Origin of the sequence: Kitasatospora sp. NPDC051984, from assembly GCF_044593455.1 — a bacterium.
GTDB lineage: Bacteria > Actinomycetota > Actinomycetes > Streptomycetales > Streptomycetaceae > Kitasatospora.
The window spans coordinates 64,898-82,159 of the sequence record NZ_JBIUCB010000002.1 but is presented as its reverse complement, the minus strand read 5'-3'; the positions used below and the strand labels follow the sequence as shown (position 1 = coordinate 82,159).

The 17,262-nt window shown below is 72.1% G+C and carries 16 protein-coding genes; 9 read left to right on the top strand and 7 right to left on the bottom strand.

Features of this window, described 5'->3' with window-relative positions:
- Nucleotides 1-60: 60 nt before the first annotated feature.
- Nucleotides 61-1,101, bottom strand: coding sequence for a hypothetical protein (locus ACIHEI_RS04360; RefSeq protein WP_396605542.1), 1,041 nt, complete (start codon nucleotides 1,099-1,101; stop codon nucleotides 61-63).
- 136 nt (nucleotides 1,102-1,237) lie between these two features.
- On the opposite strand from ACIHEI_RS04360, the gene ACIHEI_RS04355 reads away from it, so the two are divergent.
- Nucleotides 1,238-1,822 carry a TetR/AcrR family transcriptional regulator gene (locus ACIHEI_RS04355; RefSeq protein WP_396605541.1) on the top strand — a complete coding sequence of 195 codons (585 nt, stop codon included), beginning with the start codon at nucleotides 1,238-1,240 and terminating at the stop codon, nucleotides 1,820-1,822.
- A 233-nt stretch (nucleotides 1,823-2,055) separates the two neighbouring features.
- Nucleotides 2,056-3,297: a hypothetical protein gene (locus tag ACIHEI_RS04350; protein ID WP_396605540.1), complete on the top strand. Its 1,242-nt coding sequence runs from the start codon at nucleotides 2,056-2,058 to the stop codon at nucleotides 3,295-3,297.
- Between the two features lie 108 nt (nucleotides 3,298-3,405).
- On the opposite strand, the gene ACIHEI_RS04345 is transcribed toward ACIHEI_RS04350, so the two are convergent.
- Together ACIHEI_RS04345 and ACIHEI_RS04340 are read right to left on the bottom strand one after the other, a co-directional pair.
- Nucleotides 3,406-6,021, bottom strand: coding sequence for a collagenase (locus ACIHEI_RS04345; protein ID WP_396605539.1), 2,616 nt, complete (start codon nucleotides 6,019-6,021; stop codon nucleotides 3,406-3,408).
- 111 nt (nucleotides 6,022-6,132) lie between these two features.
- On the bottom strand, nucleotides 6,133-7,062 hold the full coding sequence (locus ACIHEI_RS04340; RefSeq protein WP_396605538.1) for a LysR family transcriptional regulator: 930 nt from the start codon (nucleotides 7,060-7,062) through the stop codon (nucleotides 6,133-6,135).
- Nucleotides 7,063-7,401: 339 nt separating this feature from the next.
- Here ACIHEI_RS04340 and ACIHEI_RS04335 point away from each other — a divergent pair, with 339 nt between their 5' ends.
- Complete coding sequence (locus ACIHEI_RS04335; protein WP_396605537.1) at nucleotides 7,402-7,806, top strand: hypothetical protein; 405 nt, start codon at nucleotides 7,402-7,404, stop codon at nucleotides 7,804-7,806.
- A gap of 225 nt (nucleotides 7,807-8,031) precedes the next feature.
- Here the strand turns inward: ACIHEI_RS04335 and ACIHEI_RS04330 are convergent, their stop codons facing one another.
- The 4 genes from ACIHEI_RS04330 to ACIHEI_RS04315 form a co-directional block, all read right to left on the bottom strand.
- Nucleotides 8,032-8,544: a GNAT family N-acetyltransferase gene (locus tag ACIHEI_RS04330; RefSeq protein ID WP_396605536.1), complete on the bottom strand. Its 513-nt coding sequence runs from the start codon at nucleotides 8,542-8,544 to the stop codon at nucleotides 8,032-8,034.
- A 55-nt stretch (nucleotides 8,545-8,599) separates the two neighbouring features.
- Nucleotides 8,600-9,349 carry a PIG-L deacetylase family protein gene (locus ACIHEI_RS04325; protein ID WP_396605535.1) on the bottom strand — a complete coding sequence of 250 codons (750 nt, stop codon included), beginning with the start codon at nucleotides 9,347-9,349 and terminating at the stop codon, nucleotides 8,600-8,602.
- A gap of 97 nt (nucleotides 9,350-9,446) precedes the next feature.
- A complete protein-coding gene (locus tag ACIHEI_RS04320; protein ID WP_396605534.1) occupies nucleotides 9,447-9,614 on the bottom strand; it encodes a hypothetical protein in 168 nt (55 codons plus the stop codon).
- Nucleotides 9,611-10,207: a TetR/AcrR family transcriptional regulator gene (locus tag ACIHEI_RS04315; RefSeq protein WP_396605533.1), complete on the bottom strand. Its 597-nt coding sequence runs from the start codon at nucleotides 10,205-10,207 to the stop codon at nucleotides 9,611-9,613. The genes ACIHEI_RS04320 and ACIHEI_RS04315 overlap by 4 nt, the downstream gene beginning before the upstream one ends.
- Nucleotides 10,208-10,270: 63 nt before the next feature.
- Between ACIHEI_RS04315 and ACIHEI_RS04310 the strand changes: the two genes are divergently transcribed.
- From ACIHEI_RS04310 to ACIHEI_RS04285, 6 genes are all read left to right on the top strand, one after another.
- Entirely contained in the window at nucleotides 10,271-11,260 is a 990-nt protein-coding gene (locus ACIHEI_RS04310; RefSeq protein WP_396605532.1) for a hypothetical protein, read from the top strand.
- Nucleotides 11,261-11,909: 649 nt separating this feature from the next.
- A complete protein-coding gene (locus ACIHEI_RS04305; protein ID WP_396605531.1) occupies nucleotides 11,910-14,630 on the top strand; it encodes a nitrate- and nitrite sensing domain-containing protein in 2,721 nt (906 codons plus the stop codon).
- The gene (locus ACIHEI_RS04300) at nucleotides 14,627-15,064 is read left to right on the top strand and encodes a roadblock/LC7 domain-containing protein (RefSeq protein WP_387635661.1); all 438 of its coding nucleotides are present in this window, start codon (nucleotides 14,627-14,629) and stop codon (nucleotides 15,062-15,064) included. The genes ACIHEI_RS04305 and ACIHEI_RS04300 overlap by 4 nt, the downstream gene beginning before the upstream one ends.
- A 44-nt stretch (nucleotides 15,065-15,108) precedes the next feature.
- Nucleotides 15,109-15,465, top strand: a complete 357-nt coding sequence (locus ACIHEI_RS04295) for a DUF742 domain-containing protein (RefSeq protein ID WP_387636844.1) — start codon at nucleotides 15,109-15,111, stop codon at nucleotides 15,463-15,465.
- Nucleotide 15,466: 1 nt separating this feature from the next.
- Nucleotides 15,467-16,030 (top strand): ATP/GTP-binding protein, encoded by a 564-nt coding sequence (locus tag ACIHEI_RS04290; protein ID WP_387635658.1) that lies wholly within the window; start codon nucleotides 15,467-15,469, stop codon nucleotides 16,028-16,030.
- Between the two features lie 63 nt (nucleotides 16,031-16,093).
- Nucleotides 16,094-17,227 (top strand): FAD-dependent monooxygenase, encoded by a 1,134-nt coding sequence (locus ACIHEI_RS04285; protein WP_396605530.1) that lies wholly within the window; start codon nucleotides 16,094-16,096, stop codon nucleotides 17,225-17,227.
- Nucleotides 17,228-17,262 lie beyond the last annotated feature (35 nt).

The window sequence follows — 17,262 nt, the reverse complement described above, 5'->3', positions numbered from 1 at the left end:
AGCGGTGGCGCGTCAGGACGGGTCGAGGCAGAACGGGTGGCCTCGGGGACGGCGGGTCCGTCAGGGGCGTTCGCGTTGGCGGTCCCGGCCGTAGGCGGCGAGGGCGTGGAAGGCGGCCTTCGGCTCCCAGGGCAGGCCGGGGTGGGTGGCGGACGGGCGACCGGGCGGGAGCGGGCGGACGATGCCGAACGAGGCGCGGTCGAAGTCCCGGTCGGGGTCGTCGGAGCCGGGCAGGTGGTAGTGGGCGAAGGTCTGCACGAAGGCGGCGTCCAGGCCGGAGTCCGCGAAAACGGCGAGCAGGTCGAGCAGGTAGTCGGCCTGCTCCTGCTCGTCGCGGGCGAGCGGCTCGGCGAACCGGTCGGCGCGGCCGTCCGCGTCGAAGAGCACGGCGCGGTCGCCGCGGGCGCCGAGCGCGGCGGCGCCGGTGAAGCTGCCGCAGCCGAACTCGGTGACGGCGGCGGGCCGGCCCTGGCCGGTGAGGGCGCGCAGGCCGGGGGCGAGCAACTCGGCGTTGGTGGCGTCGCGGTAGCCCGCGTCGGTGGCGACCACGTCGAACGGGGCCCAGTCGATGCCCTCGAACGGCAGCGAGGCGTAGCCGATCCGCCCGCCGAAGCGCGACCTGGCCGCGCCGAGGACACGGGCCAGGAAGGCGTTCAGCGCGCGGTGCAGCTCGGGCAGCAGGGTGCGGAACCGGGCCTGGTCGGCGAGCACGCCGGCGCGTTCGAGGTAGTCGGCGCCGGGCAGGAAACCGTCCGTGAACAGGGAGATCTCGGATCCGGTGAGCAGCACCACCTCGGCGCCGCCGGCCCGCAGCTTCTCGGCGCGCTCGGCGCAGTCCACCAGCAGCTCGAACAGCTGCGGCTGGGTGAGCCCGTTGGTGAACGGCGAGAACCAGACCTCGAGTCCGGCCTCGGCGGCGTACCGGGCGGCAAGCTCCAGCCGGTCCGGTTCGGCGCCGGTGATGCGCACCGCGTCGCAGTGCAACTCCTCACGGATCACCAGCATTTCGCGGCGCACGGTGTCGGGGTCGAAGGGCTCCCGGGTGGTGGTTCCGGTGGTGCCGCGGAAGCCGGTGTCGTAGGTGATGCCGAAAACGCGCACGGCGAAGCCGTCCTCTCCTCGCGAGGTAGGGTACGGCTCGTACCTTACGTGGAATTGGGTACGGCCGGTACCTTGTTTCGGCAAGGACATAGCATTCGGACGGAGACCCGAAGCAGGCAGTGAGTGGAGGTGGCAGGTGACAGCGACCAGACGACGCGGCGCCGAACTCGAGGACGCCATCCTCGCCGCCGCCGGCGAACTCCTGCTCGAACAGGGCGTGGCCGGACTCACCATGGACGAAGTCGCCCGCCGGGCCGGCACCAACAAGAACGCCCTGTACCGGCGTTGGCCCCACCGCACCGCACTCGGCATCGCCGCCTACCGCCGCCTCGCCGCCGCCGAAACCCGCCCGCCCGACACCGGCAGCCTCCGCGACGACGCCCTCGACCTGCTGCGCCGCGCCAACCGCACCTGGTCCTCCCCCTACGGCGAGATCCTGCGCGGCCTCCTTGCCGCCGCCGGCGGCACACCCGAACTCCTCGCCCAACTCCGCGACCCCGACCGCCCCGACCCGCTCGACGAGGCCTGGCTGACCGTCCTCGCCAACGCCGCGACCCGGGGTGAAGCCCCGGCCGCCGCCGTCCACCCCCGCGTCGCCGCCACCCCCATGGCCCTGCTGCGCACCGAATACCTGCTGCGCGGCGTTCCTGTCGTCCCCGACGAGCTCCTGGTGGAGATCGTCGACGAGGTCTTCCTCCCGCTGGTCCGGGGACGGGCCTGAACGCTCCTGCCGGAAGGTGGGCGGAAGTCCGTTTCGCGGTGGGCGAGTTGGACGGCGCGACAGAGCAGGGCGGCGGCCCCGGCCGGTGCGCGGTGATGGGGCCTGCTCGAACGGGAGCGGGGTGCGGGCCGGTTGTGGATGAGGGGCGGAGGGCGGAGCCGAACGTCTCTGCCTGGCAGGCGAGTGGGAAAACCGTTCGCGGTGGGCGAGTTGGGTGGGCATCCTCGGACGCTGTGACGGATGAGAGCGACGGACCGGCGCAGTACGCGCCGGCCGACACCCTGTTCGGCCTGCTCGAACGCGGGCGGGGCGCGGGGTGGTTGAGAGCGAAGGACGACCGGGAAGCCGGGGCTGCGGCCCTGCTGGACTGCCTGCGGCGGGACACTCGGTACGACTCCAGCGACGACCGGCACGACTACCACGCCCAGCTCGTAGGGGAGTTGGCGCTGCCGATCGACCTGCTGCGACAGCAGGTCGAAGGAGCGGACCAGGGCGCCCGCGAGCGTGCCTACGAGATTCTCGCCGCCCTCGCGCTGACCGGATCGGTCGCGGCGCGGGAGGTGCTGCGCCGGTACGTGCGGCAGGGCGAGTGCTGGCAGGACGTACTGGACACCCTCGCCGACCGCTGGCCGGTGCCGTGGTGGGACGACCTCGCGGAGGACGCGGTGCGCCGTCTCGGTGGGGCCGAGCCCGACTACCCCGCCTCCGAACCCTGGTTGCGCTGGCGGGAGTTGATGCCGGAGAGGCCGCAGCGGGGGCCCGGACGGCATGTGCATTCGCTCGCCGCCAGTAACACCCGGCTGCTCGCGCTGCTGGCCGACGGCGGGAGTTCGCTGCCGGAGCGGGTGGCGGCCGTCCTTGCGCTGGCCGATCGCCCACCCGTGTCCGAAATCCTGCCGCTGGTACCGGGGTTGTTCACCGCGGAGCCCGCCTTCTTGGGAGATCGGGCACTGCCGCGGCTGGGCCGTGTGGTGGAGCGCCTCGGCGTGGCCGCGGTCGAGGACGCCCGCGCGTGGGCCCGGTCGCCCCGCCCCTGGCTGGCCGGGCTCGGCCTGGGGGTCCTGGCCCGGCACGGCGACGCGCGTGATCTCCCGTTGCTGCTGGCGGAGTTGGAGCGGCAGTGGGTGGCGGGTGAGTGGTGTGGCTCGCACTGGGTCGCCGACGGGCTGGCCCGGCTCGGTCCGGCCGCCGCCGAGGCCGCGCCTGTGCTGCACCGGTTCTGGGCGCACACCCCGCACTCGTACGAACGCCCCTCGTACCTGAGGGCGTTGGCGGCCATCCGGCCCGGCGAGGTGGCTGCGGAACTGACCGAGTCGCTGTGGGACTGCGAGGAGGATGCCCGCCTTTTCGCCGTCGAGAATGCACCGGACGGGCCCGAACTGAGCATTCGCCTGGCCGAGTTGAGCGCGAGCCCGGTGGAGTCCCCGGCCGTGCGGGCGGCTGCGGCGCGAAGGCTGGCGGGCGGATCCCACTGACGCGCGGATACCACTGACGCGCGGAGACCGCTGGCGCGCGGAAACCGCTGACGGGCAGCCGCGGCAAGGGAGGCCGTGACTGCCCGTCGGCAGGTGGGGGTGTGGGGGTCAGAACTGCGTGGCGACGGTGACGTTGGTGAAGTCGGTCGCCGCGTACAGGCTCAGGTAGCGGTAGCCGGCCGAGGGGTTGGTGACGGTGATGGTCTGGCTGGTGCTGTTCGGGGTGGTGGAGGAGGCGGTGTACGCGCTGGGGGAGGCCCAGGTGGCGTCGTTGTAGTACAGGTACGCGGTGCCGGTGCCGCCGGTGGTGGTGATCTTCAGAGTGCTGGTGCCGGCGGGCAGGTAGACGTACAGGTAGTCGACGCTGCCGGCGGTGCGGGTGCGGCCGGTGCGCTGGCAGTTCTGGCCCATCGCGTCGGTGCGCTGGTCGGTGCAGGTCGGCAGGGTGCCGCCGCCGCTGCCGGTGGTGACGGTGACACTGGCCGGGGTCGCGGTGGAGCGGCCGGTGGAGTCGGTGACGGTCAGCGCGACGGTGTAGGTGCCGGCCTTGGCGTAGGTGTGCGAGGGGTTGCGCTCGTCGGAGGAGCTGCCGTCACCGAAGGTCCAGTGCCAGGAGGTCAGCTGCGCGGGCGAGTTGGTGACCACCGAGCGGTCCGTGAGGGTGACCGTCGCGCCGTTCACCGACTGGTTGAACAGCGCGGTCGGGCCGGTGGCGAAGCACGCGCCGGCGGCGCACTGGGTCAGCCAGGCGTCGAAGTCGGCGTCGTAGGAGGTGCCGAGGCCGTTGTAGACCGCGTAGCCGCCCTGGTAGTCACCGGTGCGGAAGTGGCCGAGCATGTTGGTGACGTCCGCCGGGTGCTTCTCCATCATGTAGCGCACGGCGAGGTAGCCCCACGGGTAGACCCGGGTGGAGTCGGAGTTGTAGTAGGTGTTCTGGAAGATCGTGCTGAGCTTGTAGGTGTGCTTGGCGGCCTCGGTCATCGCCTGGGTGTCGGTCACACCCCGGTAGCCGTACGACTCGTACTCGGCGACGCCTTCGATCCACCAGATGTCCGGGACGGACGTCTCGGTGGTGAAGTTGCCCTTCATGTCGTAGATGTTGTCGAGGTAGTGGGTGTACTCGTGGTTGAGGTTCCACACGTTGCCCGCGAAGTCGTCGTTCCACGACTTCTGGTACATGATCGACACCGGCTTGTTGGCCGGGTCGGTGGGATCCATGATGGTGACGCCGCCGTTGTCGGTGGAGTTGTTCCAGATCGCCCACGAGTAGGTCTGGTAGTCGGCCGCGCTGGCGAACACCGGCAGGTCCAGGATGGAGCCGTACTGGCCCGGGATCGGGCCGTTGTCCTTGACCAGGTTGTGGAAGTACGCGTCCTCGCCGCGCAGGCTCTCGCACACGGGCTGGAGCTGGGCGACCGTCAGCGCCTGGGCGCGCAGCGTCTTGTTGTCGCAGACCAGGACGTTCGGCAGGACGGCGTTGATCAGCTTGTTCGGCAGGTCGCAGATGCCGAAGGTCGAACACTGGGCGCGGTTGAACTCGTTGGACTGGAACGCCGCGTGCACGTACAGCGGGCCGCCCGGGCCGGCGATCGGCGTCGAGTCGAGGATCTGCTTGATCAGCGGCCGGGTCGCGGCCTCGACGGTGGTGCTGTCGCCGGACATCCGGGCCAGGTCGTTGCCCGCGTTGACGTCCAGGAAGGAGTTGCCGGTGCCCAGCAGGTCCTTGTGGTTCAGGGCGAAGTTGCCGAGCGTCGTGACCAGGCTGGTGTCGGCGTTCAGCGCGTTGACGAAGTCAGTGTTCCAGTTGGCGCGCCACAGCGGGGCGAACAGCACCGCGTTCACCGCGTTGACCATCTTCGGGTACGCGTTGTAGCTGTTGTTGTAGCCGTTCAGCACCTGCTTGTACGTGTTCAGGTAGCTCGCCTGCACGTTGGCGCTGTCGGTGAGCACCAGCACGTCGTACAGCACGATGCCGTTGGCGTCCGAGACGTCCTGCCAGTGCTGCCCGGAGAGGAACGTGTCCAGGCCCGCCTTGGTGGCAGCGGTCAGCGTCGAGTCGTAGTTGCCGACCGCGCCCGAGTTGTACGACTGGACGTAGTAGCCGGCCCGCAGGAACTGCACCAGCTGGAGGATGTTGGCGCTGTTGGTGCCGTCGTACGTCGCCGCCAGGTCCTTGAAGGCGTTCGCGACGGTCAGCATGTTGGCCTGCTTGAAGATCGCGCCCGCGTCGCTGCCCGTCACGTTGTATAGCGTGCCGATGCAGCTGGTGGGCGATCCCTTGACGAACGCCACCAGGTCCGCGCCGGAGCGGCTGCCGAAGTCGGCGGGCGCGCAGGTCTGCGCGGCGAGGCCGGCCGGCTGGTTCTGCTTCTCGCCCTTCTTCACCGGGCGGGGCGTGGTCTGTACGGTGGTGCCGGCCGGCTGACCCATCACCACCTGTCCGAGCAGCGCCGGGGGCAGCGGGGCCGAGACCGGGGCGTGGGTCTCCGGGGCGGCCTCGACGATCGGGCCGAGCGGCTTGGGGGCGGCGCTGCGGTCGCTCTTGGCAGCGGATGCGGCAGGGGCGGCGGCCTTCGACTGTCCGCCGGTCGCCGCGAAGGCCGGGGCGGGCAGCAGGGTGGCCGCCGTGGCACAACCGGCCAGCAGGCCGGCCGCCAGTGCGGGAAGGGATATGCGCACTGCTTCTCCTGTGGGGGATGGGGAGCTGAGGTGGGGTGCATGCATCGTGGCACCGGGGCGGGGGCCAGAACAATGTCACAGGTCATATGACATTGCACTGCGGCGGCATAACACCGGAGGGTTGTTCTTGGGTGTTGACCTTCCCCCCGGGAGTCGTCAGGTGCGGGGCGGGCGGAAGGTCCGGCTCGCCCAGCTGTGCAAGTGCGGTGCCCCGGCGGCGAGTTCGCGGTACGCGGCGGTGGCCGCCCCGAACAGGGTGTCGACGAGCGCCGGACCGAGGGCGGCCCGGCGCCACAGCAGCACGTACCGCAGCCACAACGGCGCGCCGAGCAGCGGCTTGATCAGAACCCCCGCAGCGGGCGGCGTACTGGCGGGGACCAGGGTCGCGCCCAGCCCCGCCGCCACCAGATCCTGTATCTCCCGCTGCCCGTACGGCAGTTGGCTGACCGCCACGGGCTTCGCCGTTGCCGACTCGCAGGCCGCCCGGACGAACACCGGCCACGCGGTGCCGTCGGCGGCGGGCAGCAGCCAGGTCTCGCCGGCCAGATCCGCGAGGGCCGGCTCGGCGTGGTGCCGGAGCGGGTGGGCGGCCGGCAGGGCGACGAACACCGGCTCGGTGGCGAGAACGCGCGCGGCGAGCGTCGGCGTGGGGCGCAGGCCGGAGTCGGGATGGTCGAGGGCCAGCGCGAGATCGAACGGCTCGTCGGGCCCGGCGGTGAGCGAGAACCGTATCTCCGGGCGGAGTTGCCGCGTCCGGGCCAGCGTCCCCGGCAGCAGCGCCGGACAGCCCGTGGCCACCCGCAACTCGCGGTGCGGCCGTTCACCGTTGGCGGCGACGGCGTCCCCCAGCCGGTCCACCCGGGCCAGCACCTCGCGGGCGGCGGCGAGGACCTCCGCCCCGAACGTGGTCGGCACCACGCCGGCCGCCGTCCGCTCGAACACCATCGCCCCCAAGTGCCGCTCGATCCGCCGCAGTTGCGTACTCGTCGCCGGCTGCGAAGCGCCGATTGCCGCAGCCGCCCGCCCGACGCTGCCGGTATCCGCGATCGCGCAAAGCACCCGCAGATGCCGCAGCTCCAGGTCCATGGCCCGGCCTTCCCGTGCGAGTGGATCAGTACTATTTCACACACAACATGTCAGATGGTGCCGCTCACCTTCGCTTCTCGTCCATGCCACGTCAAGCCCCGGACCGGTTCGCGCCCTGGAGTGCCAAGGCGGTGCAGAGCGTGGTGCAGAGCGTCGTGGCGGTGGCCGACATTTCTGCCGGGCCGGCCAAGAACATCATCGACCCGCTGACGGACGCTTGGCTGACCTCGGCGTGGACGACAGCAACGCTCCCGGCTGGGCCGGATCGGCGCCCGGACCGCGCAGCGGGCCAACGACATCTGGGGCTGCGGCGCAACGCTCGGCGGGAAGATCGAGCAGGTGCCGGGCCGGTCGGACATCGTGACCGCCCAGCCGGGGAAGGCGAACGGCACCTGCGCCGGCGTCGCCGGACAGGTGCGCGAGAGCCCGGCCGACGGCGCCGCACCGATCGAGGACTGTGCCGTCCTGATGCCCGACGACCCCAAGACCGTGGGCCTGAGGCTGTCCGCCTACTACCCTCCCTTCGCCTACGAGGCCAGGCGCGGAGTCGGTCTGGACCAGGGGGCGATCGAGCCGGGGACCGACGGAAACCTCAGCTGGGCGACCGCGAAGTGCCCCGGCGGCACGGCCGTCTACCTGGCGAACCGCCTCGAACCGATGACCGCCTCGGCACGGGACGCTTTCGCCGCGTTCACCCGGCACTCCGCCGAACGCCACGGCTGCTCGGCACCGGCCCTGCCCTGACGCCCCGCCACCCGGAGGCCCGGCCCCCGCCGCACCACGCGGCGAGCCGGGCCTCCGGCGTGCGGGGCCGGGGGAAGGTGGTCAGGTGAACTTGCCGGGGACGTGGTCGCCGGAAAAGCGCTCATTCGCTCCGGACCCGGTGAACCTTTCCGGCTGCGGCACTGGCCGGTTGGCGTGCCGCGGAGCCTGGCGGCGGGCGCCGGGTGGGGCTGGCGGATCTCGGGTTCAGGCGGGGGCTTCTGCGGTTGTGCTGAAGGAGATCCAGGTGTCCGGCGGCAGGTCCGGGCGGTTCGGGACGGGGCGGTGGTGTTCGGTCCAGGTGGGGCCCGCGATGGTGGTGGCGGTGCGGCGCCAGAAGTGGGCGGCGGTGGGGTTGGTGTCCTGGAAGGCGACTTCCCAGGGGCCCGGGTGGTTGGCGACGACTTGTTGGACGGCGCGGAGGCCGATGCCCGATCGCCTGGCGCCGCGGGCCACGAAGAAGGTGTTGAGGACGCGGGTGGGGGCGGTCAGGCCGCGGACGAAGGCGAAAGCGGCTGGGGTGTGGTCGGCGGTCGTGACGAGGTAGGGGGCCCAGTCGGGGTCGGCGAGGGCCTGGTGGAGGCGGTCGTCGCGGAAGGTGCCGTCGGGGTTGGGCAGTTGGCCGTTGAACTCCGACATGTCGTGGCTGAACATCAGCCAGAGGCGTTCCAGGGTGGGGCGGTCGGCGGTGGTGGCGAGGCGGACGGTCAGCTCTGACATGGGACTCCTTCGGCGGACGGGTGCCGCATGTCGACTGTCTAGCAGGCGAGGTCGATCAACTTCCAGCGGATGCAGCGAGGTTGGGCAGCGGGTGCGGCTGGTACCACTCGGTCTGCATCAGCCGGGCGCGGACGGACGTCGTCGCGGCGGCGAGGCGGCCGGGGAGGGCGCCGCGGGTGACCTCCGACTGGTGGGCGAAGACGGCGGCGAGTTTGCGGGGGAGCCACGCGGTGACGTCGAGGGCCTCGACGGTGGCGTCCGGGACGCTGTACGCGGTGCGGCCGGGACGCAACAACAGGGCGCCCAACTCCCTTGCGGCGCTGTGCGGGTGGGTGGCGAGCAGGAGTCGTCGGACCGGCCAGGGGTCGCCCAGTTCGGGGTGGAGGCCGGGGAGGGCGGCCGCGTGGACGGCGAGGACGGTGAGGCGGTGGGTGTGCCGGTGGTCCGGGTGGCCCGTCAGGCCGCCGTACCCGTCGTGGGTGACCACCCACTCGGGACGGAACTCCCGCAGGTGGGCGACCAGTTGGGCCACCGCCTGATCGAGTGGGGCGTCGAGCAGTCGGGCCTGCCCGGGCGCGGAGTCCGGGACCTTCGCGTCCGCGTAGCCCAGAAGCCTGGGCGGCCCCGCAACCAACTCGTCCAGCGCACACGACAGTTCGGGGATTCGGTGGGTCCCCTCCGCCCATGTCGCGGTGACCACCGCCGTCCGGGCCCCGGCCTCCGCGTGGCGGGCGAGCAGGCCGCCGGCGGAGAGGGATTCGTCGTCCGGGTGTGCGAACACGCCGAGCACGCTGGGGAGTTCCAATTCGCCGTACCGCCTTCGCCCGGGAGGGAGTTCCGTTCCCCGCAGGGTGTCCGGCCCGTCGGGCGGCGAAACCGCCCGATCGGGGGAGCGGGTTGGGCTACTGAATGGCCCAGCGGGTCGGGTGGGCAGGGTCGTTGGGGCAGGTGAAGACCTTGAGTTCGCCGTCGCGGCCGACGCGGACCGCGGTGGTGGCGCTGCGGTGGGCGGACAGTTCGGGGAAGAGCGTCTCGGCGCCGAGCGGGAGCGGGGGAGTGGTTCGCGTCACGAGGGGTCCCAGGGGTGCTGCGGGCAGCGGCACAGCGCGTCGAACGCGGTGGTGACGGCTGCCGCGAGGTCGGTGGCGATGGTGTGCGGCGGGTGGCCGGACAGGAGGCGGTGGCGGAGTTCGCGGTGGGTGGCGCGGTGGGCGCCGATGAGGGCGCCGGCCAGGAGGAAGGTGGTGGGGGACGGGGGGAGGGCGGCCGCGAGGGCGGTCTCGGCGCGGTCGGCGATCTCGCGCTCGCGGGCGCGGAGCGCGGGGCTGGCCTCGATGGTGCGGTGGAAGGTGGCGGAGTCAGGGGTGAGGTCGGCACGGCCGATGGCGGTGCGCAGGTCGTCGCGGAGGGCGGCGACGGGGCAGGTGCCGGGCGGGCGTTCGCGGACGACGGTGGCCAGCTGCTGTTCGACCTCGTGCTGCCGGTCGAAGAACAGGTCTTCCTTGGTGGCGAAGTAGTTGAAAACCGTGTTGGTGGAGACGCCCACGTGCCGGGCGATCTCGGCGACGGTGACCTGGTCGAAGCCGCGTTCCAGGAACAGCGGAAGTGCGGCGTCCGCGATGGCGGTCCGGGTCTGCTGCTTCTTGGTCTCACGAAGGCCCATGCACCCCATGCTAGGGTCACTGAAAAATTGGTGTCACACCAAAAATATCGGCCAGGGGGTCAAATGGACGACAGGCAGCGGCAGTTCAGGTTCGGCATCTACCCGGGGGCGCTGCTCGGCGACGGGCAGGGGATCGTGCACCCGGTCAGCCCGGACGACCCGCGGCAGGTGGCCGAGGCGCTCGACGAACTGCAGGGGGAGGAGGGCGAGTTCCTGGTCCGGGTGTACCGGTCCTTCGCGACCACCGTCAGCGCGCCGGGCCAGACCCCGGACGGCTGGGAGGCGTACCTGGGCGGGCAGCGGGCGCGAATGGTCGATCTGGTGCTGCAGTTCCGCGAGCCGACCGGCAGCCGGGACGGGTGGGAGCGGTTCGTGCGCGGGCAGGTGCGCGAACTGGGGGCGCGGCTCGGCTCGGTGCAGATCTGCGAGGAGCCGAACGCGGACCTGCCGGTGCTGGACGGCAGCGTTCCGGGGGTGCGGGAGGCGCTGGTGGCGGGCGTGGTCGCGGCGAAGGAGGAGGTGCGCGAGCTCGGCCTGTCCGCCGAGGTCGGCTTCAACGCGGTGCCGTCGTTCGGCCCGGCCGCGCCGTTCTGGGACGCGCTCGGCGAACTCGCCGACCGGCGCTTCCTGGACGCGCTCGACTACGTGGGGCTGGACTTCTTCCCGGACGTGTTCCGCCCCGTCCCTGCGGAGCGCCTGGCGGACGGGGTGGGCTGGGTGCTGAACGGTTTCCGGCACACCGATCTGCCCAAGGCGGGCATCCCGGCCACGGTGCCGATCCGGATCTGCGAGAACGGCTGGCCCACCGGGCCGGGGCGGTCGGAGCAGGCGCAGGCCCGGGCGCTGGAGACGGTGGTGCGGGCGGTGGCCGGGCAGGCGGCGGCGCTGAACATCGACGGGTACACGCTGTTCGCGCTGCGGGACGCCGACAGTCGCGGCGAGAGCCTGTTCCACGGTTTCGGCCTGCTGCGCGACGACCACACCCGCAAGCCCGCGTTCGAGACCTACCGCCGGCTGATCGCCGAACTCGGACCGGCGCTGCGAGCCGGCTGATCGCCAACTCGGACCCGCGCTGCGAGCCGGCTGATCGCCGAACTCGGACCAGCGACACGAGGCGCCGGCACCCGACAAGCCGGTAGGTGAGGCCGTGTCAAGGTCCCGACAACGAGTACCGGAATCGATCGTTCTGGGCGATTCTCGGACCCTTCGGGGCGATTCCGACCGTTCAGATGCGGTTTCCGACAACTTCCGACAGAGTCCATGTTTCGAGTGGTCAAGGGAGCGCTAGACTCCGGAACGGCTCGGCCGGCGACCCTGACGGATGGTTCGCCGGGCCGGTCCGGCGCCGGGTGGGGCTTCAGTTCCGGTGCTGGGGCGGGCAGTTCGCGCGAGCCGGAGCGGGCCGATGGTGAATAGCCGCCGTGCGGTGGGGCGTTGACCCCTGAGCGGTTCATCGTGCCTGGTCGGAGCGGGTGTTGGGACACCATGGGCGGTGCCGCGCGGGCGCGGGACCGCCTCGGCTTTTTGGGTCGTTATACGGTGATACTAAGATCCATCCGTCAGAGTCCTCATCAGATTCGACCAGTTCTGAACGACTGGCCTCGTCTCCTAGGAGAATGTCCTGCGCACGCGCGCGTCTCGGCGGATCAAGGGCCGGCTGTCGCTCCGAGCGACCCTGCTCGTGCTGGCCATCGTCCCTGCAGTGGCACTGGCAGCTCTGTGGGCGGTCACCAGCGGACAGCTCCTGTACTCCTTCCAGCGACTGGCAGCCCAGGGCATGCTCGCGGAGAAGGCCGGCCAGCCGTCCAACATCGTGTACTACAACCTGCAGGAGGAACGGCGCCTGAGCGCCGAGGTCCTCGCCGGGCACACCGGGGTCACCAACGCGCTGCGCACCCAGCGCGGCAAGACCGACGAGGCCGTCAACACCTTCCAGAAGCTGTCCGGCATCGACGCCGGCAGCGCGCCGCAGGAAGTCCGCGACGCCGTCCGGGAGGCCCGCGCCGCGATCAACCAGCTGCCCGCGCAGCGCGCCCTGGTGGACAGCGGCAGCGACCAGCAGCAGGCCACGGTGTACGGCTACTACACCGACCTGATCGCGGTCGACCTGCGACTGTTCGGCGCCCTCAGCCACGTCGACGAAGGCCGGATCACCACCGTCTCCGCGCCGCTCGTCGACCTGTTCTGGGGCAAGGAGATGATCTCCCGCGCCGACGCGCTGCTCGCCCGCGGCTGGCCGACCGGCTCGCTGAGCGTCGAGGACTACCAGCAGGTCCGGCAGGCCATCTCCGAGCAGAGCTTCCAGTTCGGCACCAAGGTCGCGCCCAACCTGGAGGCCGACCAGGCCGCCATGTGGCAGCAGATCACCAACAGCCCCGGCTGGCTCGCCAAGGGCCGCGCCGAGCAGGACCTGCTGAAGCCCGTCGGCCCCGACCGCAACGGCCGGATCCCGCTCAACACCGACAAGGACACCTGGCGCCAGTCCATCGACGCCGTCAACCCGGAACTCGTCGGACTGATGGAGTACCGCACCGCGGCCATCGTCGAGACGGCCAAGGGCATCACCATCAACCTGGCGATCCGTCTGGGCCTCACCACCCTGGCGGGCCTGGTCGCCCTCGTCGCGGTCGCCTTCACCAGCTGGCGCCTCACCCGCACGCTGCGCCGCCGGATCGGCGGACTCCAGAAGCAGGCCGAGGACCTCGAGAACGCCCTGCCCGAGGTGGTGGAGCGGCTCGGCAACGGCGAGCAGATCGACGTCGAGGAACACGCCCGCGCGATCGAACGCGACCCGTGGTCCCGCACCGAGGACGAACTCGCCAAGCTCGGCGAGGCGTTCAACCTGGCCCGCACCAGCGCCCTGCAGGCCGCCGTCGGCCAGGCCGAACAGCACCGCGCCTACGAGCGGCTGCTGCAGCGCATCGCCCGCCGCACCCAGCTGCTGATCGGTCAGCAGCTGAAGAAGCTCGACGAGTTGGAACGCAAGCACGAGGACCCCGAGATCCTCGACGGCCTGTTCGACCTCGACCACCTCACCGCGCGCCTGCGCCGCTACGAGGAGAACCTGGTCATCATGGCCGGCGGCACGCCGCACCGGCGCTGGCGCAAGCCCGTCCCGCTGCTGGACGTGATGCGCGCCGCCCAGGGCGAGGTGCAGGACTACCGACGGGTCGTCATCGACCTCGACGGCAGCCCCTGGGTGTCCGAACGCGCCGTCGGCGCCGTCGCCCACGTGCTCGCCGAACTGATCGAGAACGCGCTCAGCTTCTCCCGCCCGCCGAACCCGGTCGAGGTCCGGGCCGGCCGGGTCAGCCGCGGCGTCGCGATCGAGATCGAGGACCGCGGCCTCGGCATGGACGACGAGCAGATCGACGAAGCCAACCTGCTGATGACCCGTCCGCCCAAGGCCGACGTGCTGGCCCGCGGCGACGACATCCGCCTCGGCTTCTACGTCATCGCCCGGCTCGCCGACCAGACCGGCCTGCGGATCGAGTTCCGCCAGTCCGCGTTCGGCGGCACCCGCGTCGTGGTGCTCGTCCCCGACGAGCTGATCGTCCCCGCGCCGGACGCCCGCCCGAGGCTGGTCGCCGCGCCGCAGCCCGGCGGCCTGCCCACCCGGTCCCGCGGCCAGGCGCTGGCCGCCGCGACCTCGCTCGCGCAGACGCCCGACCAGGAGAACGCGCTGCTGGAGCTGCACGCGGCTCCCGAGGAGTCGTCGTACCCACCGGCCGGCGACCGGTACACGCCGCCGGCCGCGCCCTACCAGCAGCAGGCCGACGCGCCCTACCCGCCGATCGAGGCCGCGTACACGCCGATCACGTCGATCGACGCGCCGATCACGCCGATCGACGCGCCGTACCCGCCGACCGAGGCACCGTACGCCGCCGCCGACCCGTTCCCGCAGCACGAGCTGTACGGCGGGCCGGACGAGGACCGTGCCCCGGCCGCCCAGGCGCACCCCTTCCCCGCCGAACTGCCGCCCGCGCCGGCCACGCCCGCCCCGTACGGGGTGCCCGCGCAGTACCGGCCCGCCCCGGCGCCGCCGGCCCCGGCCGTGCCCGCCCCTGCTGTGCCCACCCCGGCCGCGCCCGCCCCGTACGTGCCGCTCACGCCGGCACTGCCGGGCGCCGAGCCGCCACTGCCGCGCCGCGTCCGCCAGGCCAGCCTGGTCGACGAGCTGCGGATCGACCCGGCCACCGCGCCGGCCGCCCCCGCTCCGCCGCGCTGGGACGAGAACCCGCTGTTCCGACCGGCCCCCCGACGGGCCGGGGCGGCGGTCGGAGCGTTCCAGCGGCGGTCCAGAGAGGCGCGGGCCGAAGCCGCCAAGTCGCACGCGGACACCACACCGCAGCCCGACGGCCGGCCCGAGCCCGGCGACACCTGGAACACCCCGACCATCCCGATGAGAGAAGACCGGTCATGACGCGCACAACCTCCACCCACCAGGACCTCGACTGGCTGCTGGACGGCCTGGTGGACTCGGTGGCCGGGACGAGGCTCGCCGTCCTGCTCTCCGACGACGGTCTGGTGGTCAGCCACTCCCGCACCATCGAACGCCCCGACGCCGAACGCCTCGCCGCCATCGCCACCGGCCAGCAGAGCCTGGCCCGCGGCGTCGGCCAGCTGTTCACCGGCGGCACCGTCCACCAGGTGATCGTCGAACTCGCCGACCTGTGGCTGTTCGTGATCGCCGCCGGCCAGGGCACCCACCTCGCCGTCGTCGCGTCCCAGGACGTCGACGCCGAGGTCATGTCGCTGGCCATGCACAACCTGGTCCAGCAGGTCGGCCAGAAGCTCAGCACCCCGCAGCGCGGAGACTTCGACGCGTTCGCCGCCCGGGGCGGGCAGCGCGGGTGAGCCCCTACTGGGACGACGACGAGCACGACGACGGCGCGGACAGCATGGTCCGCCCGTATACCATCACCAGCGGCCGCACCGCGCCCGAGCGTGACGACTTCACCCTCATCACCCTGCTCACCGCCGTGACCGAGCCGGTCGACGCCCACGGGGCGCCGGTCCGGCCGGGCCGGCTGCAGCCCGAGCACCGGCTGATCCTCAACCGGTGCCGGACCCCCGCCGCCGTCGCCGAGGTCGCCGCCGACCTCGACCTGCCGGTGTCCGTGACCAAGATCCTGCTCGGCGACCTCGTCGAACAGGGCCTCCTGACCGCCCGGGCCCCGATTTCGGTGGCCCGGGCCTCGGGCGGCGCCGACCGCGGCCTGCTCGCCGCCGTACGTGAGGGACTGAGGAGACTGTGAGATGACGACCACCCAGGCGGGAGCCGCCGCGGTCAAGATCCTGGTCGCCGGCGGCTTCGGCGTCGGCAAGACCACCCTGGTGGGTGCCGTGAGCGAAGTCGCTCCGCTGCGCACCGAGGAGTACCTCACCACCGCCAGCGTCGGCGTGGACGACCTGGCCGGCGTCGACCAGAAGACCACCACCACCGTCGCCCTGGACTTCGGCCGGATCACCGTCAGCCCCGAGCTGGTGGTGTACCTGTTCGGCACGCCCGGCCAGGAACGTTTCTGGTTCATGTGGAACGACCTGGTCAACGGCGCGCTCGGCGGTGTGGTCATCGCCGACACCCGCCGGCTGGAGAGCAGCTTCGCCTCGATCGACTTCTTCGAGAGCCGGGGCATCCCGTTCGTGGTCTCGATCAACTGCTTCCACGGCGTCAACACCCGCTCCGACGAGGAGATCCGGGCCGCGCTCGACCTCGACCCGCACGTCCCGATGCTGGTCGGCGACGTCCGCGAGCGGAACTTCGGCCGGGACGTGCTGCTCTCCCTGGTCGACCACTTGATGGCGCTGCCCGTCGGCTGAGACCTTCCTTCCCGGGCCCCAGCGCCCACTCCCGCCCAACCCCCGAACCCACTGGAGATGACCATGGCTACACCCCTGCGTGTCCTCGTCCACGGCGGCGGCATCGGCGGACTCACACTCGCTGTCGCACTCGCCCGCCGCGGCCACAGCGTCGAGGTCGCCGAGCTCCGCGAGCAGTTCGACGCGCTCGGCGTCGGCATCATCCAGCCCTCCAACGCCCTGCACGTGATGCGCGAGATCGGCATCCTGGACGACTGCCTGGCGGTCGGCTTCGAATGGGAGGTGCTGACCATCTGCGACCCGGCCGGCCGGCCCGTCGCGAAGATCCCGCAGCCGCGGATGGACGAGGCCCCCGCCAACAACGGCATACCCCGCCCCGCGCTCGCCCAGGTGCTCGGGCGGGCCGCCACCGAGGCCGGCGCCCGCGTCCACTTCGGCACCACCATCACCGAACTCGCCGACGACGGCGCGGGCGTGGACGTCACGCTGTCCGACGGCAGCACCGGCCGCTACGACCTGGTGGCCGGCTTCGACGGCATCGGCTCCCCGCTGCGCACCCGCCTGTACGGCGACCGCTTCCGCCCCGAGTACACCGGCTTCGCCAACTGGCGGGTCACCCTGCCCCGGCGGGCCGACCTGCAGGGCGTGCTGATGAGCACCGGCAACCTGGCCGCGAAGGCGCTGCTCACCCCGATCACCGACGAGCTGATGTACCTGGGTTCGGTGTTCGCCGAGGCCGAGGACTTCCGCCCCGACCCGGAGCGCGCCCACGAGCAGCTCACCGAGCGGCTGGCCGACTTCACCGGCCCGGTCGCCGAGGCGCTCGCGCAGATCACCGACCCGTCCACCGTCGTCTACTCGCGGATCTCCCAGGTCACCGTGGACGCGCCCTGGCACGTCGGCCGGGTGGTGCTGGCCGGCGACGCCGCGCACGCCTCCACCCCGCACCTGGCGCAGGGCGCCGCGATGGCCGTCGAGGACGCCCTGGTGCTCGCCCAGGAGCTGGACGCCACCGAGGACGTGGCCGCCGCCCTCCAGGCCTGGGAGGACCGCCGCCGCCCGCGGGCGATGTTCGTCCAGTCGCTGTCCCGGGCCATCCTCAAGCAGGAGACCGGCACGCCCACCACGCCGGAGGAGGACGAGCTCCTCAAGATCGGCATCCCCGGCGCCGCGCACGTGCTGGTCAAGCCGTACTGATTTCCCACGGGCAGGGGACGGGGCCGGGCAGCGAC